Genomic DNA, 21,304 nt, shown 5'->3' with positions numbered 1-21,304 from the left:
TGCTACTGCTACTGCTACTGCTACTGCTACTGCTACTGCTACTGCTACTGCTACTGCTACTGCTACTGCTACTGCTACTGACAAATTATCTTGGATTTTTAATCTAATGCAAATTTAGATTTGTATTTTATGACCTTTTTGAATTGCAGTTAAATTGCAGTTTTGCACTTTCTAAATAGTGATTAGATATTCGGCGTTATTTGATCAATCGCCCTATTTTTGTCTTACGTAAGGTAGCTTCTGAATCATGGAGGGGTATTCTATACATATAGACAATAGTGAGTTAGACGTGGTTTGACTTTATTTCCGATTGAGTTGGGAATGTGCTATGGTAGGAGGAGATATTGATGGGGCTGCGATTGGTTTGATTGAGTTTGGGAAAAGATTCACTTTTGTTGCTTGTGGTGGATTAGGATCACTGGTAGTGAAGGTCATTATAGGACAGGTGGGATGTAGCGTGTTCTTTTTTGTGACTTGGCTTATCTTTTTTGTCGTGTTCTGGGTGATGGCTTCGTTTTTTCGGGCGCGGCATAAGGTGATGGTTTCGTTATTGAGTTCGCTTGTCGTTAGTATGATCTGGCAGGTGCTGGAGCAGTTTTATTTAAGCAGTATTCTGGTCGTTGCGTTTATTTTCTATTTTATTATTGGCAATATGAGTACGTTTCGGCAGGCGCATATTAAGCTTAGTTTATCGGTACTACTTAGCGTGTCGGCGGTAACAGGGATATTATCTTTTACATATTTTAATCAGGCAACGGTGCCGTCAGATGCTGAAGTTTTGCGGGTGATGTTTGTTTATTATCCGGTGTTGATCATATTTAGCGCTTGTTATGTGTATATGTTGTTATGTGTATTTAACTTCAAATTATTGCAAACAGATCATCCCTTTCGCTATGTGATGGGCAGGATACGTGGTGTGCGGCGCATGCTACGTCTATTCTGGATGATTTCGCGTAAAGGGCTCGATCATCTGATCCAGCAGGATCATGCCAGATTGCCTTTTGCGATTGCTGAGGTGCTGGATCAGATGGGCGGTGTTTTTGTAAAATTTGCACAGGTGCTATCGACGAAAAAGGATATGCTGCCGCCCCTTTATATTGAAGCCTTTTCAAATCTACATGATCAGGTGCAGCCGCTCCAGCAGGATGAGCTGAAAGCCATTATCGATAGCAAAATTGGCAATCTGAATGATACGTATACCGCATTTGATATGAAGCCGATTGCCGCTGCATCGATCGGGCAGGTCCATCTGGCGCAGCTCAAATCGACTGGAGAGCAGGTCGTGGTCAAAATTTTGCGTCCTCAGGTAAAGCAAAAGATGGCGGTTGATCTGGATTTGTTGATTCAATTTGTAAGCTGGCTCTCTGAACGCTCGGATAAAATTAAAAAGCTCGGCTTGATTCAGCTTGCCGAAGGCTTTAAGCAAAATTTGATCGAGGAAACGGACTTTGATATCGAAGCACTTAATACGAATCTATTGCGCCAGGCTTTTCAGGAGCATCATATTCCGATTCGGATTCCAACCATCTATTCGGACTATTCCAGCAAACAAGTGCTAACGATGGAATATATCAAAGGAAGTAGCTTCACTCATGCTGTAAGCCCGGAAGTATCGGAAATGATCATGCATGCTTTTTTGAATCAGATTCTAATTATCGGTATCTTTCACGCGGATCCGCATCCGGGTAATCTGATGCTAACGTCAGAGGGCGAAGTAGCATTGATCGACTTTGGCTCGGTCGGGTATTTGTCTGACGAAGAACGCGATGGGATGTTGAGCTTTTTGATCGGCTATGGCAATCGGGATACGGAGCAGATGGCGCAGGGCTTGATGAAGGTTTGTGAGGAATCACATTTGCTAGATGAACGACAGATGGAGCAGCGGCTCAGTCGCTTATTGATGGAAGCATCCTTCTCCTCCGATCCTACCAGTGTGATGATGAAGCGACTAATGGCGATGGTTACTGATATTGGAATGTCATTAAAGCCAACTGTCGCTGGAGCATTTCGTGCGATAATTACACTGGATGGCACACTCTCGTCTGTTGATCCGACCTTTTCTTTATCTGCTGCAAGTCAATCGTATAGCGGTCAGATCAATAAGGGACAGTTGATTAAGGAGCGGATTAGCAAGGTAAAAGAACAGCTAGAGGATTATGTGCCCAAATTGCTGGAGCTACCGCTACTTAAAGACAATCGAATTACGATTGCACGTGAAGATCAGCATAGCTTGCAGGATGTGGTGAGTATGGTGAGCGTGAGTATGTTTACCGTGATCTGTATGATCGTGATGCTGACTAGCTTTTTCGTTCAAGGGGAGCTGATGCGGTTTGTACTGGCTCCTTTATCGATAGCTGGCTTTGGCGTAGGCATGATCGTGTTAATTACCGCAGTGATTCGGCAGCTTCGGCTAAAAGCGTGATCTTGTATTGGAAAAGCCCTGCAAAGTCGTTATAACATGCTCTTCACTGAGAGTATGTTATAGCACCTTGCAGGGCTTTTGAGTTTTTTTAAGTGGATAGTATGAAGCTTTTAGAGCTTTTAGAGCTTTTAGAGCTTTTAGAGCTTTTAGAGCTTTTAGAGCTTTTAGAGCTTTTAGAGCTTTTAGAGCTTTTAGAGCTTTTAAACTACGAATTCACCACTACGAACCCGAAATCGACAGCTCCCGCACACGCAATGACGGTGATGTACAGCTACCGGTAAAGCGCGCATCATTGCCGAGTTCCACCACATCATTTAACAGCTCATGGAAATTACCAGACACGGTGATCTGATTCACCGGACGGGCAATGGCTCCATTTTCGATCAAATAGCCAATGCAGCTGAGTGAGAAGTTCCCACTTGTTGGGTTTGTACCTGCATGTAATCCGTGCAGCTCGGTAATGAGCACGCCATAGTCTATATCTGCGATTAGCTTCTCCAGACTACGTGTGCCTGGCTCGATATACAGATTATGATACGATACGCCCAGCTTGCCTTTATAGCCGCCTCTAGCTGCATTACCGGTCGTGGTTGTACCGGCTTTGGCAGCTGTTTTGCGATTGTGGAGGAAGGTATTCAGCTTGCCCTGCTCGATCAGCACATTGCGGCTCGCTGCTACTCCCTCCGCATCAAAGATCGTCGTGCCAGGCACACGCTCCATCAGCGGATCGTCCACCAGTGTGATATTGCTGCCTGCGATGGTCTCACCTAGCTTGCCAACCAGACTGGAGAAGCCCTTTTCTACCTGCTCTGCTGAGAAGATCGATGCGTGAGCAGCCAGCAATGAAGATGCTGCATCCTCGCGTAGGATGACTGGAACCATACCCGACGGCATGGAGGAAGCGCCCAGCTTGGATACCACTTCATACGCAGCCCGTTCAGCAATCTGCTGTGGATCAATCGCTTCAAAATTGCTCAGATCATAGTCAAACCAGCCGCCGCTTACCGTCTCGCTCTCGGTTCCTGCCAGCACGTATACACTCATACTGCCGACGCTATCCTGCTGGTGGCAATGTAGTCCGCGCGTATTGGCGATCAGTACTTCATGCTCCCGTACACTGGCTGAGCTCTGACGTACCATCGTAATGCGCTCATCAGCATCCAGCACAAGCTGTTCAAGTTGCTTCGCTGCGGCGATCAGCTTATCCGGCGTTGTATCCAGCAGTCCAGCTGTATACGTCTGAAGCTGTGGGTATTGATCCGAGCCACCGAATAGATCGCTATCATCGTCGGTATCGAGCACGGCGGCATTGCCTGCTGCTTCCTCTAGCAAAAAGCTAATGCTGTCTGTCTCCAACTGCTCGGTCGATGCATAGCCCATCCGTCCACGAATTAATCCGCGAAAGGAAAGACCACTCGTTTCCGCCACACGATAGCTATCCACTTCTCCAGCGCGTACGGTCACGGCTACCGAGCGACTGGCCGAGTAATAGATTTCCATATCGGTGTATCCATACTCACGTCCCTGCTGGAACAATCGCTCCTGAAATTGTGTAATCTTCATCGCTTACTCCCCCTTTCTACCGCCAACGGTCATCTCGGATACACGTAGCGTTGGCTGACCACAGTTAACCGGTAGACTACCGCTAACCGAGCCGCACATGCCCTGTCCATGATCCAGATTACCGCCGACCATATCGATCTTTTGCAGCGTATCAATCCCTTTACCGATCAATGTCGCACCCTTGATCGGCTCGGCAATTTTCCCGTTACGAATCATATATGCTTCATTGATAGCAAAGTTAAAATCACTCGTCGCTGTATTCACCGAGCCCCCGCCAAGTGAACGTGCATAAATGCCATATTCGGTATTTGAGATCATCTGCTCACGCGTTGAATCCCCTTCGCTAATAAAGGTATTATTCATACGCGAGGTAGGTGCAAAACGGTACGATTGACGTCTACCCGAGCCGGTAGGTGCCATATTCATACGACGCGAGCCCACACGGTCGATCAGATAGCCTTTTAATATTCCATTTTCGATCAACACATTACGCTGGGTCTTCATGCCTTCATCATCAATATTGAGCGAGCCCCATGCATTCGGAATTGTACCATCATCGATAGCGGTAACCAGTGGCGAGGCAATCTGCTCGCCTAGCTTTCCTGCGAATACCGATGCGTTCACACCGACCGCAGTCGCTTCCAAACCGTGACCACAAGCCTCGTGGAACAACACGCCGCCAAAGCCATTTTCGATGACGACAGGTAGCTTACCACTTGGCGCATAGCCTGCCTTCACCATCGTAGCTGCAATGCGAGCTGCCTCTGCCGCTTCGGCTGCAATATCCAGTCCCTCGACAAATTCCATGCCAGCCAGTGCGCCAGGAGCACGCATACCGGATTGACGATTGGAGCCATCTACTGCTACAGCACTCAGACGAAGACGTGTATAGGTGCGTGTATCCTCTGCCCATAACCCTTCCGAGTTGGCGATCAGCACCTTCTGCTGCCAGCTTAATAAACCGACCGAGGTCTGCTCAATAAGCGGATGTCCCTGCTTGAGCACCTCGTGCGCCGTACGCATAATGTCCAGCTTACGGGTATGCTGTGCTGCCGATGGCTGCTGTAGCACCGGATGGCGATTTTCTACCTGCAAGCGATCAAAGTTAATTACCGTATCCAGCTTAGAGCCATCCAGTGCGCCTGCTGCTTTGCGCGCTGTACGAAGCAGATTGTCCTCACTCAGATCACTTGTGTACGCATAGACGGAAAATACACCTTTCAAAATGCGAATCCCAATGCCATAGTCGCGCCCGGATAAGGCACGCTCCAGTACACCACCGATCATGCCCAGATCACGGTCGGTACGATCCTCTACGAAAATCTCTGCAAAATCGCCGCCTGTCTCCAGCGCAGCCTGCAATATTCTTTCCACTACGATAGGTTGAAGCATCGGGTTCCCTCCAGTCGTTGTTGCTCAAGCTTGAGCTTATGCAGTCATAACCTCTGCATGTAAAATGCTTGCGTTTCCTTATATTGTAACATTTAACGAGGTCGCATCCTAATCAGCGACGAATGAGCATCTTCTCACATCTGCTATATGGCAGTTCATCTGTATGATAGGAGTCTGCATTCTATCAGACGATATCATTTAAACGAAGGATGATGCTTCACCACAGCTATGATACTTCACTCATGCCACCTTAGAGTCTGCCTTCTCCCCTACCGAGCGATTTTCGCGGAAGATAAAGTACAATGCCGCAAGCATCAGTACAACACCAATCAGACGCTTCCAGCCAAATGGTACAACCGCACTTTCAAACCAGCCAAAATGATCAATCGCCATACTTGCAAGCAGTTGTCCCACAATGACAGAGATTACCGCCGATGTCACACCGATTTTCGGTACAGCCAGCACCATCAAGGATAGATAAATGACACCGAAAATCGCACATAGCAGCTGCCAGCGCGGAACTTCATGCAGACTCAATAGATTGCCCTGCCCGAAAAAGTTCACCACAATCGTCAATACAATCGCTCCAGTGAAAAAAGTAAAAAATGCACTCTCAATCGTCCCAATCTGGCGACCAAGTGTACCATTCACCGCAGACTGCACACTGAGTCCAATACCAGCCAGCAGCGGTAAAATCATCATAATCAAGCTCATAACTATCGCCTCCTATACTTTTACAAAATCAATATAAACGATACGGCCAGCAAGCCCACTGCAATCAATCGATTCGCATTCAATCGTATCCGCTGTGCTCCCAGCAAGCCAAAATGCTCAATAATAATACTCATCACAATCTGACCGACAATCACCGCAGTTACCGACACTCCCACGCCAATCAAGGTCACACTAATGACCAGCAGACCTAGATACACCACACCAAGCAAGCCGCCTGTCAGATTCCAGCGTGGCACAGTGAAAATCTGCTTCAGATTCCCTTTACCAAAAAATAGCGTCACCAGAAAGGTCGCCATCGCTCCGATAATAAAAATATAATACGTGCTTTCCAGCTCACCAATTCGCTCGCCGAGCGCACCACCGATCGCAGCTTCAATACTCAGTGACATGCCTGCAATGATAGCAACCGCATAAATGAATAGCTTTGTCATCTACTACACTCCTTTATATTTATATATCGAGAATATTCGATATGAACAAACGAAAAAGAACCTGACCCGGTCAGATTTCCTGGTCGAGAAACCGGGCCAATCTTTTAATGTTATCTTCATTGCGCCGATAATACGTCCATTGCCCATAGCGTACAGCTTCTAGCAATCCAGCCTTTTGCATCATCGATAAATAATGCGAAACGGTTGATTGAGACAGATTCACCTTATCCTGAATATCCCCTACACAGACGCCCCCTTTAATGCTAACCTCCTTGGGCAAATGTGCTTGCTGCTTTGGAAAATGCTGCTCAGGTTCCTTCAACCATTGCAAAATTTGCAGACGCGTGCGATTGGATAATGCTTTAAACATATCGATTTCCGTCATGCTTCACAGTGTATATCGAAAAAGATCGATATGTCAAATCGGATATACCCATCATCCAGAGTATGCTATTACATTCATAAGCTGTGTATGCTCTGGATATAAATCTATATTCTAATTGAATCATTTGTTCAAGATATGGCTAAATAAATCAGATCACCGACAAATTCCGATACCAAACGGATCGGAACCATTGCTATACTGTTACCAGGTCTGATTTAGATTCGCGGTCACCACTATGTTGTACAGGAGGGTTCACTTGAAAAAGACCATGCTCGCTCTGCTTGGTATGCTTCTGCTACTGAGCGCTATTCCGCTATATCCCATTTCTGCTGCCAGTCGCTCGATCGTTGATGCTACCGCCACCTATACATATGATCGCATGACGCGCGATATCCAAACACTCGCCCAAACGTATCCCGATCTCATTGAATACCGCTCCATCGGCAAAACCAAATACGGTCGTGACATCTGGGCTGTCGGTCTTGGCAAAGGCACCGCAACCATCTTCATCAATGGCTCACATCATGCTAGAGAATGGCTGACCACCACGCTGAATATGACGATGATCGAGCAGTACGCGGCTGCCTATACAGCGAATCGTCCATATGAAGGCTATAATGCACGTGCCATTTTGGATAAAACGACGATCTGGTTCGTGCCGATGGTCAATCCAGATGGCGTGACCTTGCAGCAACTTGGACTTAGTGCATTCCCCGCTTCTGTACATAGCGCCCTCATTCGTATGAATGGTGGCAGCACCAATTTTAAACGCTGGAAAGCAAATCCACAGGGCATCGATCCGAATCGACAATATGACTCCTACTGGGCAACACTGGAGGCTAATATCGCCTATCCGTTCTGGCGTAATCATAAAGGAACCGCGCCTGTGCAAACACCTGAAAATAAAGCGATCGTTCGCTTCACCTATGAGATCGATCCAGAGATCACCGTATCGTACCATTCGGCTGGGCGCATCATTTACTGGAGCTTTCACACCTTGCCTGCTAATCTGCCACGCGATAAGCGTCTAGCAAATCTATTCAGTCAAATCACAGGCTATCGTCTGATGCCACAACGCAGCGATTCATCCGGTGGCGGCTATACCGATTGGTTTATCACTACCTTTAATCGTCCAGCCTTCACCCCGGAGATCGGCATCAAGTCTGGGGAAACGAATCTGCCTGTATCTGCGTTTCCAGAGGAATGGCGACGGAACAAGAAGATTGGTCTCTGGCTAGCGCAGGAGGGCTACAACCTGTGGAGCAAGCGTAATCCTAACCCGACACGCTATATTACGGTTCAGGTAGATGGACAGCCGCCTGCACAGGCAACGAAAGCCTTTAACCAAAAGGGCGTCAATTACGTCGCTTATAAACCTTTGCTTGAGCAATATGGCTTCACTGCTTTCTGGGATCAGAGCACACGTACCGTAACTGCCACCTCCAGCGCATCTGGAACGGTCAGCTTTACGCTGAATAGTCTGTATGCACAGGTCAATGGTGCAGCGGTGACACTATCTGGTAAGCCTATGATGGTCGATGGAATGATCTATGTACCAGCTCGTCTGATCAGCCAGGCAACAGGTGCAGCACTACGTGTCGATAGTCAGACCGGTCAGCTACAGTTCACCAGTCCCGAACCAGTAGCCCCTGTCGTGCCATCGACTGAATCCCCGCAACCACCGGAAGCGACAGCCCCGCCAGTTGATCCGACTGCAACGGAGAGTAGCGTGCCATCGACGGTTGAGAATTCGACGTATGGGCAGTAAAGTCAATATAATGCTGTACGTTTATCCGGCAAGTGTAATCACACTACAAAAAGAACCGTTCATTCCCATGGATGAGCGGTTCTTCGGTATGTTGTATTTTTACATGCTTTTTAAATGGCATTACTCTCTGCTGAGGCGGTGTCCGCTCCCCAATCCTTACACACATCTACCCAGCCCTTCGCTTCCGCATAACGCTCTAACTCTGGCAGCGTCAGCTCAATCGCAGAATTACTACTGCCGCAGGCTGGAAATACCGTATCAAACCGTTTCAGCGATTCATCCAGATAAATAGCCAGTGGAGTCGCCAGTCCAAATGGACATACCCCACCAATCGCATGTCCAGTATGTTCCAGCACTTCTTCAGGACTGAGCATACGCGGTTTAAATGAAAATACGGTACGAAACTTTTTGTTATCAATCCGGGCATCACCTGCGGCAACAATGAGCACCGCCTGTTCATTTTCTTTTTCACTACGAAATGATAGTGTTTTCGCAATCCGGGCTGGAATCACGCCAATCGTATCTGCTGCCTCCTGCACGGTTGCACTGGAGGTTGTAAACTCCAATATATCCTGCTCCCGTTCCCATTTGCGAAAATGCTCCTTCACCTGTTCAATTGCCATCTAATTCATTCACCCTTTCCATCACTCGTATGTACATGTGTGAAAGACATCTGTTCGTTTAAAATGGTCATTCAGCACCCCATCCACTCGCTGGAACTCCATTCCCAACAACCACGACATAGAATATGCTAAATGTTTGTCTATCTTAGCAACATATACTAAAACAATCCGTTCTGATCGTCAAATACGCTTGAACCAAAATGAAACGTCTGACATAATAACGATAGCCCGCCGAATAGATGCGACAACGCGGTGACGGAGAACAGAGAATAGTTATTTGCATCATCTATTTGTGCTGCTCATTATGTGATAGGGAGAGGTTGTTGGTTATGAAAGGAATCATTACTGTACTTGGAAAAGACAAGGTTGGCATTATCGCTGGAGTATGTACATATCTAGCCGGGCAAAACGTCAACATTCTGGATATTTCGCAAACGATTGTTCAGGATTACTTCAATATGATGATGATTGTGGATGCATCGAATGCAGGTAAGGCATTTGAAGGACTTGTAGAGGATCTACAGCAGCTCGGTACAGAGATTGGTGTAGAGATCAAGCTACAGCACGAGGATATTTTCAGTACGATGCACCGAATTTAATCGTTATCTGATTAGCCTATGAGCGACTGAAGCGGTCGCTGGAATGGCTTATATCCTTCCAGCTACAAGCATCTAACTGCTTCTTATAATCATGCTATGAGCATACATAAGAGGATGGCGGTATAGATAGCATTGACAGACCAGCATAGCTCATCGCAGCTACCCAATAAATACAACGAAATGCGGAAGCACGTACATGAACAGATCGGTTTAACGAACGAGGAGGAACAAGCATGATCTCAATTGTAGAAGCACAGGAAACGAATAAAATGATCCGTGAAATGAATCTGGATGTTCGCACCATCACGATGGGCATTAGCCTGCTTGATTGCGCGCACAGCAACATCGATACATTTAACCGCAATATGTATGACAAAATCACCAGTTTAGCTGAAAATCTGGTCAAAACAGGTGAGGATCTGGAGCGCCAATTCGGGATTCCAATCATTAACAAACGCATCTCGGTTACACCGATCGCCATCGCAGCGGGTGGTGTGGACAGCGAATCGTATGTATCGATCGCAGAGACACTGGATCGCGCTGCTCGTGAAGTAGGCGTGAACTTTATCGGTGGCTTTTCCGCTCTGGTGCACAAAGGCTTTACAACGAGTGATCGTCGTCTGATCGCTAGCATTCCTGAGGCACTGGCAACGACAGAACGCGTCTGCTCCTCTGTGAATATTGGCTCCTCACGTAGCGGAATCAATATGGATGCAGTCAAATGGATGGGAAGCATCATTAAGCAAACGGCAGAGCTGACAGCCGATCGCGATTCGGCGGGCTGCTCCAAGCTGGTTGTATTCTGTAACTCTGTTGAAGATAACCCATTCATGGCAGGTGCTTTCCACGGTGTTGGTGAAGCCGAATGTGTTATCAATGTCGGCGTGAGTGGCCCAGGCGTAGTGAAGCGTGCACTGGAGGAAGCGAAGGATAGCGACTTTGAAACGTTATGCGAAACGATCAAGCGTACTGCCTTCAAGGTTACACGTGTCGGACAGCTCGTAGCACAGGAAACGTCCAAGCGTCTAGGTATCCCATTCGGTATCGTTGATCTGTCCCTTGCCCCTACTCCAGAGATTGGCGATTCCATCGCAGAGATTTTCCAGGTGATGGGTCTGGAGGAAGCTGGCGCACCAGGTACCACGGCTGCACTTGCCATTCTGAACGATAATGTGAAAAAAGGCGGCGTGATGGCATCTTCGTATGTGGGTGGCTTGAGCGGCGCGTTTATTCCAGTCAGCGAAGACCACGGCATGATCGAAGCGGTACAAAAAGGCGCGTTGACGCTGGAAAAACTAGAAGCGATGACATGCGTATGCTCTGTTGGACTGGACATGGTTGCCATCCCAGGCGATACCAAAGAATCCACTATTTCCGGTATTATCGCCGATGAAGCAGCGATCGGTATGGTCAACAACAAAACAACCGCCGTTCGCCTGATCCCTGTTATCGGCAAGCAGGTAGGCGAAATCGCCGAATTTGGCGGACTGCTCGGCTACGCACCTGTCATGCCAGTAAACGGCTTTAGCTGCCAGAGCTTCATCAACCGCGGCGGACGCATTCCAGCACCGATTCATAGTTTTAAAAACTAAGGAATAACAAAAAAGCCAGAGTCTCCAAATTGAGAGACTCTGGTTTCTTTATATCAAATGAGTAAATAGCTATACGTATTTGTTGTTTTTTTGAATAAAATTCATTAAACATTCTTTCAAAATTTTCTTTAACATGATGATCGCTAGCTTATATTCATAAGTACCCTTTGATTTACTACTTTTTCACAACAATTGAGCAGGCTTAAAAAATTCATTTGTGTACAATAAACTTCTTTTCTTTCATATGTTCCGTTTTAATATCTTTAAAAGTTATATTCTCGGTTATGTATACTAAATTTTTATGCAAATTATCACCTCTTTTATTTATTAACTATTAATTTATTTAAAAAAAACGTATTGGTGAGAATCACTCAGAACGTAGGAAAGGAAATAAGGGGAAAGGACGACTTTTGAGCATGGGAATCTACAATTCTCTCCTACTCCGTAGATTCCTGTGCGAGACCGGAGTCCGTCCCCTTATTCCTTTCTGGAGTGGTTGATGCCCGTCTCCTAAGTGTACCTACATATCTTTAGAAATATAAAAAAAGGAGCCTGAACTCTAAGACAGTTCAGGCTCCTTCTTTATCACATAAACTCTTACATCTTCGGAATAATCGCCAATACCAGCTTCAAGAACTGATCACGTACACGATCTGCTGTTTCCATAACCTCATCATGAGACAATGGCTGATCCAGAATACCTGCTGCCATATTCGTAATACAGGAGATACCCAGTACTTCAATACCTGCATGACGCGCTACGATCGTCTCCGATACTGTAGACATTCCTACGGCATCCGCACCGAGTGTACGCAGCATGCGAATCTCTGCTGGTGTCTCGTACGTAGGTCCAAGCAGACCTGCATATACGCCTTCCTGTACCTTCAGCCCTTGACTCGCAGCTGTGTCGTTAAATACTTGACGCAGACGGCGGCTGTACGCTTCGGACAGATCCGGGAAACGTACGCCAAGTGCAGGATCGTTTGGCCCAATCAATGGGTTGCGTCCAGTCAGGTTCAGGTGATCGCTCAGCACCATCAGATCGCCTGGCTGGTACGATGTGTTTACACCACCCGCAGCATTCGTTACGAGCAAGCTTGATACACCAAGCTCCTTCATAACACGTACAGGGAACGCGGTTACTTCTGGGCCATAGCCTTCATACATATGGAAGCGACCCTTCATCATAACGACTGGACGACCTTGAATGTTACCGAGCAGCAATTCACCATCATGACCTTCTACTGTCGAAACAGGGAAATGCGGAATATCGCTGTAAGCAATCGCTACGCCATCCTCGATTAATTCAGCCAGTACGCCCAGTCCTGAGCCGAGAATCAGACCTACCTCGGGTGTAATGTCACTTTTGCTACGGATGTAGGATGCTGCTTCCTGAATAGTTGCCTGAGTAATTGTTGTCATTACGATTCCTCCTGAATAGCCTCTGTTGACTGTACATGAAGATGGGCAATCAACGTAGCTATAATTATGTGTAGTACATAAGGTAATACATGTGATTATGAAATTCTCTGTTCATCTCCAAGCAGAGCGGCACGGAATATTTAAGATTGATCTGGATGGGCTACATGATGAATATGGATTACGACGTTGCTTCGTATCCAGCAAGCACAATCTGCACTCGCTCATTCCCAGCTACACTCATCACGGGATAATTCGGGTACTCCTCAATCGCTAGCTTTCGAATCCACTCATCATTATGATACAGATCACCAGCAACATGAAACCACTGCATCGCCAGCTTTTGCTCTGTCAGTGGCAGATGACCGACTACTTTCCAGTTACGACGCATATTCGTTGCCGATGCGAATAAGATATGACCATGTCTACCGTTATCCTTAAAGGTAATATATTCGCGATCCTCTTCAGGCAGCTTCGGTTCTTCTCCTATGCTCAGCACACCAAATGAAAATACCCGATCAAACCTGTCCTGTAGTGCGCATATTACCTGTCCGATTGCCCATCTGCCGTCCTTCATCGGGATGGTGAACAGATCACCAGCCTTGTACTTTTTCATCGCTACCTCCTGCATGTTAGCTGCTACTTACTCAGCAACGAGCCAGATTGGAAAGATGATCAGGTCGCGTTCGCACGTGGATGATGCGCTTCATACACGTCCTTCATATTCTTTTTGGAAATGCGTGTATAGATCTGTGTTGTTGAAATGTCGGCATGACCGAGCATTTCCTGTACCGAACGCAGATCAGCGCCGTTTTCCAGCAGATGCGCGGCAAAGGAATGACGTAGTGTATGTGGCGTAATATCCGCTTCAATACCGGCTTCACGTGCGTATTTTTTAATGATTTTCCAGAAGCCCTGACGTGTCAGTCTTGTACCGAGCTGATTGACGAATAACGCGATTTCATCTGTACGCTCCCGTACCAGCTGAGCACGTCCATCCTGCACATATTCAGCAATACGCTTCACGGTTACGCCTGTGATCGGAATAATGCGCTCCTTGCCAGAATTGCTAGCACAGCGCAAAAATTTCAAATCCAGACGTACATCGTCTACATTGACCGAGATCAGCTCGGATACGCGAATGCCTGTTGCATATAGTAGCTCCAGCATCGCACGGTCACGACGACCCTGTGCCGTATGCTTATCCGGTGCATCTAGCAGCTGCTCCACCTCGCCTACGCTCATCACCTGTGGCAGACGCTTTTCCGCCTTCGGTGCTTCCATATGGATCGATGGGTCCTGCTGGATGATCCCCTCACGCACAAGGTATTGGCAAAACGAACGTAGAGATACCGTCATACGTGTAATCGTAGACGACGCTCTACCGATCAAGCGCATTTCGCCTAGAAACAACGCAATATGGGTTTTGCGAATTTGGTCTGGCATCATAATGTCACGCTGATGCGCAAACTCGATAAACTGGCTCAAATCACGATGATACGATTCCAGCGTATTTCGTGAAAGCCCTTTCTCTTCTGTCAGGTAACGAATAAACTGCTCTAAGTATTCTTTCATTATCAATCAGCCTCCTCTGCGTCTGGGCTACAGACACGATCGAATTTGCCAGCATAGGGCAAATCCGTTCTGGCAATGGGCTGTCGGCTGGCTGTCACCTTCAGACCGTTACATATTATATCGTTAGCGCACCATGCCCAACCTGCGGACACGATGCAATTTCATCGGATTATGTAAAAGCAATGTATGCCGCATCACCATCAGGCTTCCAGCATACACCTACTGCGTCAAAAAAGACCCTCTCCCGAACAGCCATATTATCGGGCGAGAGTCTCTGGTATCCAAATGATCTATTCAGTTATATCGCCTCATGATGCTGCTGCCATATGGCTTTGTAATCAAGGAGCCTAGCAGCATAATCATTCATGTGGCTATACGAAGCTTACTTGTCTGTTGCACCGTTCTCGCCGTTTTCCTTGTCCTTGCAGCGGTGACAGATGCCGTAAAAGTCCAGACGATGGTCAAGAACAGCAAAGTCAAATTCCTTATCCAGCCGTTCTTCAAGCGGTCCAAGCCAATCCTCACGAATTTCATCCATGCTGCCACATTGTACGCAGATTAGATGATGATGGTGGTGCTTGCTCGTATCGGTACGCAGATCGTAACGCGCTACGCCGTCGCCAAAGTTAATCTTCTCCACGACATGCAGTTCACTCAAAAGCTCAAGGGTACGGTACACGGTAGCCAGACCGATTTCGGGAGCTTTTTGCTTCACGAGCATGAATACGTCCTCGGCACTCAGATGATCTTCTTCGTTCTCAAGGAGCACTCGCACGGTAGCTTCCCGCTGGGGTGTTAATTTGTAACCTTTGGATTGTAGCTGATGTTTAATTTTATCGATCCGTGCTTCCATTTTTGCCCTCCCCCTGTGGAAATCACTGCATCGCTGAAATGCTCACTCCAATTATTATAGGGGGATTATGAAGTTAAAGTCAAACGTTTTAGCAACTGATACAAACTGTTGTTGCCTGAAGGCAAAACATCAACCTATGCCATATAACATTGAGCCTCCGACCATCCTCATCCTTGGAAAAGAACCTGAAATACCAGTAATATCTGAATTGATCGACTAGCCGGTGACAACCTTGCCATACGCGCCGCCACCACCTGCACTGAGCGTCAGGCGCCCTTCACGTGCCAGTACGATATAGTTGGCGATATCCTTACCAACTACTGCTTCTAGCTCTGCTGCGGACGAACGATGTAATATTGCCATCTCTGTGCCGAACACTTCCAGCAACCGATTCATTTTCGCAGGGCCAAGTCCTGGGATAAAGGACAGCGGCACCTGATAACGATACGGCGGGCGATCCGCAGGCGGCTCGGGCTGCGCCCGATCAGCGATATGCAGCACCCGATCCAGTACACCAATCGTCAGCTGCGTACTACCGCAGTATGGACAGCGTTCTAGCACAGCGCCAGATTCGTGAATAATATGCTCACAGTTTCGGCAATAGGTTCGATGATATTTTCCAAGTCGCGGGTCGAGTCCATAATTGGCTTCAATATGCGCTCCTTCATCCCCACGTAGCACGCCAAGCAAGCCGTCAAAGCTTGCCTCCTTCATTCGAAGCACATTGTACTCGCGTCCAATTTTGCCAAGTGAATGGGCATCCGAATTCGTGAATAGCGGATAACGATCCAGCTCGCTAATATAGCCCGCCATTGTCGTATCCGCACTCAATCCTAGCTCTCCGCCATCCACCAGCTCCAGATCAAGCACATCACTCATATGCGCAGTTACACTACCATAAATGCCTTTGTGTGGTGTGAACATATGCGCAGGCATAAAGAGACCGCCACGCTGCTTCGTCTGCTGCTGTAGCTCGCGATACGTCGTATGCAGACGCTGCGAGCTAAGCTGGATATTTTTCATCCGTGTACGCATCCACTCTGCAAAATCATCCATCTGCTCCAGATCACGGAAATACACTAGCACATGGCATTCCTGCTGGCCTGGCTCACGAATCTCAATCTCCGACCCGAGCAGAATGGTCGTATCTCGATAGCGAATACCGCCACCAGGCAGCTCACTCATTTCTCCAGTAGCGATTAAGGCGCGAATATCCGCACGTACGCAGGGAGAATGACAATCGATAATGCCGATCAATCCAATCCCCTTACGCTCAGAAGCTTCCTTGGCGATATTAGCAAAGGTCAGATTGCGACTACCGCTAATCTTAACCGGCTGTCCATCCTCACTACGACCAATATGAATATGCAGATCGGCATACACCTGCTGTAGCTGCGCAGTATGTTCACTGTGTGTGTCTAGACCGGACAGCAGCTCTGCCGATGGCATGGAATCCTTCATTACTTCGGCTCTACACCCTGCTTGATCAAATGCCATGCCTGCACAGCCATGATCGTCTTCGCATCGCTGATCCGTCCGGCGCGGATCTGCTCGTATGCTTCTTCCAACGTAATAGCGCTCATTTCCAAAAACTCATCCTCATCCAGCTGTGCCTCTCCCTGCTCCAGCTCATCCGCCAGATACAGATGAATCAGCTCATCGGCAAAGCCCGGCGATGTGTAGAACGAATAAAGCAGCTTCAATTCCTTCGCTGTATAGCCTGTCTCTTCCTTGAGCTCACGTGCAATCGCGTCTGCCGGGTCTTCACCTGGCTCCAGCTTGCCAGCTGGAATCTCTATCTGCGTCCGTCCTAGCGGCTGTCGATATTGGTCAACTACGATCATGCGATCATTGTGAATCGCAAGCACCGCAACCGCGCCATTATGGCGTACAATCTCACGTTTGCTAGTCTCTCCATTTGGTAGACGCACGGTATCCACCTGCACTCGAATCACTTTTCCATCAAAAATCGGTTCCGTTGACAACGTTACCTCATCCAGCGCTGGATTGGGCTGATGCTTCGACTGATTATTAGACCTGGTTGAATCGCTCATACTATCCCTCCTGAGTAAGTGTCCGCTGTTAACGGGAATTTATGTTCATACTATTCATCATGTGATTGTGATACATACGCCATACATAATCGTATATACCTTCATTCTATTCGTCTTTGTTCAACCGTTCAGCTTGCCAGTTTCGCGTACAATTTCAATAACAAGACGCGCCGCGTTAATCAATTCGTCCCGATGAATACGCTCACTTGTTGTATGGATATTCTCATAGCCTACTGCCAGATTCGCCGTTGGTACACCCATTCCGTTGAAAATATTCGCGTCACTACCGCCACCTGTATGGAAAATGTCATTCGGCAGTCCCAGATTCGCTGAAGCACGCTGCGCCAGCTGTACGACCGCATCCTCCTTAGTAAACTTAAAGCCCGGATACACGATAATGCTCTGGAATTTGCAGGTCGCACCAAAATCAGCACAGGTTGCTTCCAGCGATTCCTTCATCGCTGCAATCTGTACTTCTACCTTCTCATGGACAAGACTGCGTGCCTCTGCTTGCAGCTTTGCATAATCGCATACGACATTGGTCGCGCCGCCACCTTCAAAGCTGCCGATGTTCGCTGTCGTTTCGTGATCGATACGTCCCAGCTTCATACGCGAGATCGCTTTACCTGCGACCTGAATGGCACTGATTCCATCTTCTGGATTCACACCTGCATGAGCAGATTTGCCGAAAATCTCCATAATAATACGCGCCTGTGTTGGTGCAGCTACCGCAATCGTGCCCACTGCTCCATTCGAATCAATCGCATAGCCAAATTCAGCATCCAGCAGTGAGCGCTCCATCGCACGCGCACCCATCAAGCCGGATTCTTCACCTGCGGTAATGACAAACTGAATCTGTCCGTGCGGAATCTGCTGTTCTTTCAATACATGCACCAGCTCGAACAGTGCAGCAACGCCTGCTTTATCGTCTGCACCCAGAATCGTATCGCCAGCACTGGTAATCCAGCCCTGCTCGTCAATGACGGGCTGAATGCCGATACCTGGTTTTACGGTATCCATATGAGTAGTGAAAAAGATTTTAGGGATCGGCTGATCCGTATTTGGTGCAAGCGTTGCGATCAGGTTACCTGCGCCATGTCCGGTTTTCGCAGCAGATTCGTCCTCTACAACGGTAAAGCCCAGCGCCAGTAATTTCTCGGTCAAATGATCCGCAATGAGGCGTTCATTTTTCGTTTCGCTATCGATTTGTACAAGCTCCAAAAATTGTTCAACTAATCTGCTTTGATTAACCACGATAATACGCTCCTTTTTTTGAAAACAAATGCCTCGCTACAACGTATATAACCGATATGTCGGTATCGCTACCGTTTGTTCACATGATAGACGCAGCTATCGTTTTGCAAACAAGGCATAGACACGTTATGATAAGGATTGATGTGCATCGTGCGGATTGCCCCTGTACATGCATGAATAAGATTGAGATGCAAAGGAGTTCAGCTTATGCAACAGAAAAAATGGTTTAAAGTCTTCATTTATGTGATGCTGATCGCCATGATCGGCTCGGTCATTTTCACTCTTGCTCAGCCTTTTCTGTAAAGGTTGTGCCCCATTCCGGCTGTTCGTAGCCAAAATGACGTGCAAAATGCGGAACGATCTCGTTCGCAACCTGGCGAATGTCATACGCACGGCCGGTTATATCCTCTAATGATGTAACCCCATACTCTTCAATCCCGCACGGAACAATACCGGAAAAACCTTGCTGCTCAATGCCAGAGGCGATATTGAAGGCAAAACCATGGCTTGTAATAAATCCGCGTCGACTGCGGCATTTATTGAACTTGATGCCAATCGCAGCAATTTTCAGATCGCCTACCCATACACCGGTGTAGGCTTCTTTGCGTCCAGCTTCAATGCCCTGCTCTGCCAGATAGTCAATAATAACCTGCTCCAGCGTGCGCAGGTAGCGGTGCGGGTCCATGCCTCTCGATGTATCCAGCAGCAAGATCGGATAACCGACCAATTGTCCTGGCCCATGATATGTAATGTCCCCTCCGCGATCGATCTGAAACAGAGCGATACCGCGCTCCTTCAGCTCTTCTTCACTCCACAGCAGATGCTCTGGATGGCGCTGTGAGCCAATCGTATATGTTGGCGGATGCTGGAGTAATAATAGCTGCTCGCCTCCATCGCCTGTATCGACAGCTTGCACCAGCTCCTTTTGCTTGTCCCATGCCGCTGCGTATTCCATCAGAGGGGTATAGGATACGTGAATAATCGAACTCATGATGAAGCACTCCTTTTCCCGGTTATGCACAAATTCATTGAATGTCGGATGGATAAGCAAAAGGTCGACAAAGCCGCGGGGCTGTCAACCTTTTGCATGTCTATTCCGCTATGATGATGCATTTGCACGATGCCTACATCGTAATATTCTACACTCTACTAAATGTAACTCACCTGCAAGGCGAATACAACTTCACCTTAATACAGCTTCGTATCCATACCGTAGCCTTCCAGATTATCCTTCACGCGTTGCAGGAAGCGTCCGCAAATGACGCCGTCCAGAATACGGTGATCCAGCGACATACACAGGTTAACCATGGAACGTACACCGATCATATCATTGATCACAACTGGACGCTTCACAATCGATTCAAATGTTAGAATCGCCGCTTGCGGATAGTTAATGATCGGGTAAGACAGTACCGAACCGAATGAGCCGGTATTGTTGACTGTAAATGTACCGCCCTGCATATCGTCCAGCTTGAGCTTACCTTCGCGTGTACGACGTGCTAGATCATCGATCTCGTGTGCCAGTCCAGCGATATTTTTCTGATCAGCACGTTGAATGACCGGTGTCATTACCGAATCCTCAGTTCCGACGGCAAGAGACACATTAATATCGCGTTTGACGATAATTTTATCAACTGCCCAGACCGAGTTCATAATCGGGTAATCCTTGATTGCATTTACAACGGCTTTGATCAAGAACGGCAGATACGTGAGTGTAATGCCTTCACTACGCTTGAATTCATCTTTTAGCTTATTGCGCAGCATTACGAGATTTGTAACGTCAACTTCAATCATTGTCCACGCGTGCGGAATTTCCGATACGCTCTGACGCATATTACGAGCAATCGCGTTACGCAGCGGCGTTACATCGATCATATGCTCTCCGCGTCCGCTTGCATTATCACTTTGCTCCAGCTCAATCTTTGGAATCGCTGGCGTTTCACTCAGGTGGATACCAGAATTACGTACAGCATAATCCGCAGCAGACGGCTGAGCCGCACCGAAAGCAGCAGATGCAGCAGGTGTGGCTACAGCGGCCGGAGCTTGCGTTACCGCAGGAGCTGCCGCTGGCGTTGCTGTTCCATTTTCCAGTGCCTTCAGTACATCACGACGAGTGACGCGTCCGCCTGCACCTGTACCTGTGATTAGGGATAGATCAAGTCCGTGCTCAGCTGCCAGCGATTGTACGGCTGGAGAATAGCGTCCTGCCATACCTTGATTTCCTGCACTCGCCGCTGGACGTGCTGGAGTGGCAGTCGGTTGTGATGCTGGAGCCGATGTCGCTGGCGTATTCACTGGAGCGGCTGGTTCACTCGGTGCGGAGGCTGGTGCTGATGACTGAGCAGCGCCTTCACCGTAAATACGACAGATAATTTCGCCTACAGCGACCTCCTGTCCTTCCGCTGCGAGCAATTCGCCCATTGTTCCTTCCATAACGGATGGAATCTCGGCATTAACTTTATCGGTAATCACTTCACAGATTGGCTCGTATTGATCGACCGGGTCACCGGGCTTTTTGAGCCATTTGGCAATTGTTGCAGATACGAGCGATTCTGCCAGCTGTGGCATTGCGATATCGGTCGGGTTTCCATGTTGAGACATTATATTCACTCCTGAAAATTGCCGGCCATCCTGTTGAT

At 47.8% G+C, this 21,304-nt stretch carries 20 protein-coding genes; 5 read left to right on the top strand and 15 right to left on the bottom strand.

Annotated elements, in window-relative coordinates:
* Nucleotides 1-457 precede the first annotated feature (457 nt).
* Complete coding sequence (locus tag SK066_RS09110) at nt 458-2,422, top strand: ABC1 kinase family protein (protein ID WP_320544421.1); 1,965 nt, start codon at nt 458-460, stop codon at nt 2,420-2,422.
* 219 nt (nt 2,423-2,641) lie between these two features.
* Here the strand turns inward: SK066_RS09110 and SK066_RS09105 are convergent, their stop codons facing one another.
* The 5 genes from SK066_RS09105 to SK066_RS09085 form a co-directional block, all read right to left on the bottom strand.
* Nucleotides 2,642-3,985, bottom strand: coding sequence for a TldD/PmbA family protein (locus SK066_RS09105; protein ID WP_320544420.1), 1,344 nt, complete (start codon nt 3,983-3,985; stop codon nt 2,642-2,644).
* Nucleotides 3,986-3,988: 3 nt separating this feature from the next.
* Nucleotides 3,989-5,377 (bottom strand): TldD/PmbA family protein, encoded by a 1,389-nt coding sequence (locus SK066_RS09100; protein WP_320544419.1) that lies wholly within the window; start codon nt 5,375-5,377, stop codon nt 3,989-3,991.
* Between the two features lie 240 nt (nt 5,378-5,617).
* Nucleotides 5,618-6,091, bottom strand: a complete 474-nt coding sequence (locus SK066_RS09095) for a DMT family transporter (protein WP_320544418.1) — start codon at nt 6,089-6,091, stop codon at nt 5,618-5,620.
* Between the two features lie 20 nt (nt 6,092-6,111).
* Nucleotides 6,112-6,543 carry a DMT family transporter gene (locus SK066_RS09090; RefSeq protein ID WP_320544417.1) on the bottom strand — a complete coding sequence of 144 codons (432 nt, stop codon included), beginning with the start codon at nt 6,541-6,543 and terminating at the stop codon, nt 6,112-6,114.
* A 70-nt stretch (nt 6,544-6,613) separates the two neighbouring features.
* Entirely contained in the window at nt 6,614-6,928 is a 315-nt protein-coding gene (locus SK066_RS09085) for an ArsR/SmtB family transcription factor (protein WP_188775247.1), read from the bottom strand.
* A 256-nt stretch (nt 6,929-7,184) separates the two neighbouring features.
* Between SK066_RS09085 and SK066_RS09080 the strand changes: the two genes are divergently transcribed.
* The gene (locus tag SK066_RS09080) at nt 7,185-8,696 is read left to right on the top strand and encodes a M14 family zinc carboxypeptidase (protein WP_320544416.1); all 1,512 of its coding nucleotides are present in this window, start codon (nt 7,185-7,187) and stop codon (nt 8,694-8,696) included.
* A 110-nt stretch (nt 8,697-8,806) separates the two neighbouring features.
* Here the strand turns inward: SK066_RS09080 and SK066_RS09075 are convergent, their stop codons facing one another.
* The gene (locus SK066_RS09075) at nt 8,807-9,319 is read right to left on the bottom strand and encodes a YbaK/EbsC family protein (protein WP_320544415.1); all 513 of its coding nucleotides are present in this window, start codon (nt 9,317-9,319) and stop codon (nt 8,807-8,809) included.
* A 329-nt stretch (nt 9,320-9,648) separates the two neighbouring features.
* Here SK066_RS09075 and SK066_RS09070 point away from each other — a divergent pair, with 329 nt between their 5' ends.
* Both SK066_RS09070 and SK066_RS09065 read left to right on the top strand, forming a co-directional pair.
* Nucleotides 9,649-9,918, top strand: a complete 270-nt coding sequence (locus SK066_RS09070; RefSeq protein ID WP_188775244.1) for an ACT domain-containing protein — start codon at nt 9,649-9,651, stop codon at nt 9,916-9,918.
* A gap of 233 nt (nt 9,919-10,151) precedes the next feature.
* A complete protein-coding gene (locus SK066_RS09065; RefSeq protein WP_320544414.1) occupies nt 10,152-11,510 on the top strand; it encodes a PFL family protein in 1,359 nt (452 codons plus the stop codon).
* A gap of 597 nt (nt 11,511-12,107) precedes the next feature.
* Here the strand turns inward: SK066_RS09065 and SK066_RS09060 are convergent.
* The 7 genes from SK066_RS09060 to SK066_RS09030 form a co-directional block, all read right to left on the bottom strand.
* Nucleotides 12,108-12,932 (bottom strand): purine-nucleoside phosphorylase, encoded by an 825-nt coding sequence (locus tag SK066_RS09060; RefSeq protein ID WP_320544413.1) that lies wholly within the window; start codon nt 12,930-12,932, stop codon nt 12,108-12,110.
* Between the two features lie 178 nt (nt 12,933-13,110).
* On the bottom strand, nt 13,111-13,545 hold the full coding sequence (locus SK066_RS09055) for an Imm26 family immunity protein (protein WP_320544412.1): 435 nt from the start codon (nt 13,543-13,545) through the stop codon (nt 13,111-13,113).
* 59 nt (nt 13,546-13,604) lie between these two features.
* The gene (gene xerD, locus SK066_RS09050) at nt 13,605-14,504 is read right to left on the bottom strand and encodes a site-specific tyrosine recombinase XerD (RefSeq protein ID WP_188775240.1); all 900 of its coding nucleotides are present in this window, start codon (nt 14,502-14,504) and stop codon (nt 13,605-13,607) included.
* A 382-nt stretch (nt 14,505-14,886) separates the two neighbouring features.
* Complete coding sequence (gene fur / locus SK066_RS09045) at nt 14,887-15,357, bottom strand: ferric iron uptake transcriptional regulator (protein WP_188775239.1); 471 nt, start codon at nt 15,355-15,357, stop codon at nt 14,887-14,889.
* Between the two features lie 216 nt (nt 15,358-15,573).
* Entirely contained in the window at nt 15,574-16,806 is a 1,233-nt protein-coding gene (locus SK066_RS09040; RefSeq protein ID WP_407673816.1) for an endonuclease Q family protein, read from the bottom strand.
* Nucleotides 16,807-16,817: 11 nt separating this feature from the next.
* The gene (locus tag SK066_RS09035) at nt 16,818-17,411 is read right to left on the bottom strand and encodes an NUDIX hydrolase (RefSeq protein WP_320544410.1); all 594 of its coding nucleotides are present in this window, start codon (nt 17,409-17,411) and stop codon (nt 16,818-16,820) included.
* A 120-nt stretch (nt 17,412-17,531) separates the two neighbouring features.
* Nucleotides 17,532-18,665 (bottom strand): M20/M25/M40 family metallo-hydrolase, encoded by a 1,134-nt coding sequence (locus SK066_RS09030; protein ID WP_320544409.1) that lies wholly within the window; start codon nt 18,663-18,665, stop codon nt 17,532-17,534.
* 207 nt (nt 18,666-18,872) lie between these two features.
* Between SK066_RS09030 and prli42 the strand changes: the two genes are divergently transcribed.
* A complete protein-coding gene (prli42, locus tag SK066_RS09025; RefSeq protein ID WP_188775236.1) occupies nt 18,873-18,968 on the top strand; it encodes a stressosome-associated protein Prli42 in 96 nt (31 codons plus the stop codon).
* Here prli42 and lipB read toward each other — a convergent pair.
* Nucleotides 18,943-19,656 carry a lipoyl(octanoyl) transferase LipB gene (gene lipB / locus SK066_RS09020; protein WP_320544408.1) on the bottom strand — a complete coding sequence of 238 codons (714 nt, stop codon included), beginning with the start codon at nt 19,654-19,656 and terminating at the stop codon, nt 18,943-18,945. The genes prli42 and lipB overlap by 26 nt on opposite strands.
* Before the next feature lie 197 nt (nt 19,657-19,853).
* Nucleotides 19,854-21,266: a dihydrolipoamide acetyltransferase family protein gene (locus tag SK066_RS09015; protein WP_320544407.1), complete on the bottom strand. Its 1,413-nt coding sequence runs from the start codon at nt 21,264-21,266 to the stop codon at nt 19,854-19,856.
* Nucleotides 21,267-21,304: the final 38 nt, after the last annotated feature.

The organism is Paenibacillus hunanensis (assembly GCF_034055775.1).
Classification (GTDB): Bacteria; Bacillota; Bacilli; order Paenibacillales; family Paenibacillaceae; genus Saccharibacillus; species Saccharibacillus hunanensis.
Note: the sequence above shows the minus strand (reverse complement) of the source record. Positions and strands in the feature narration are given on the sequence as shown.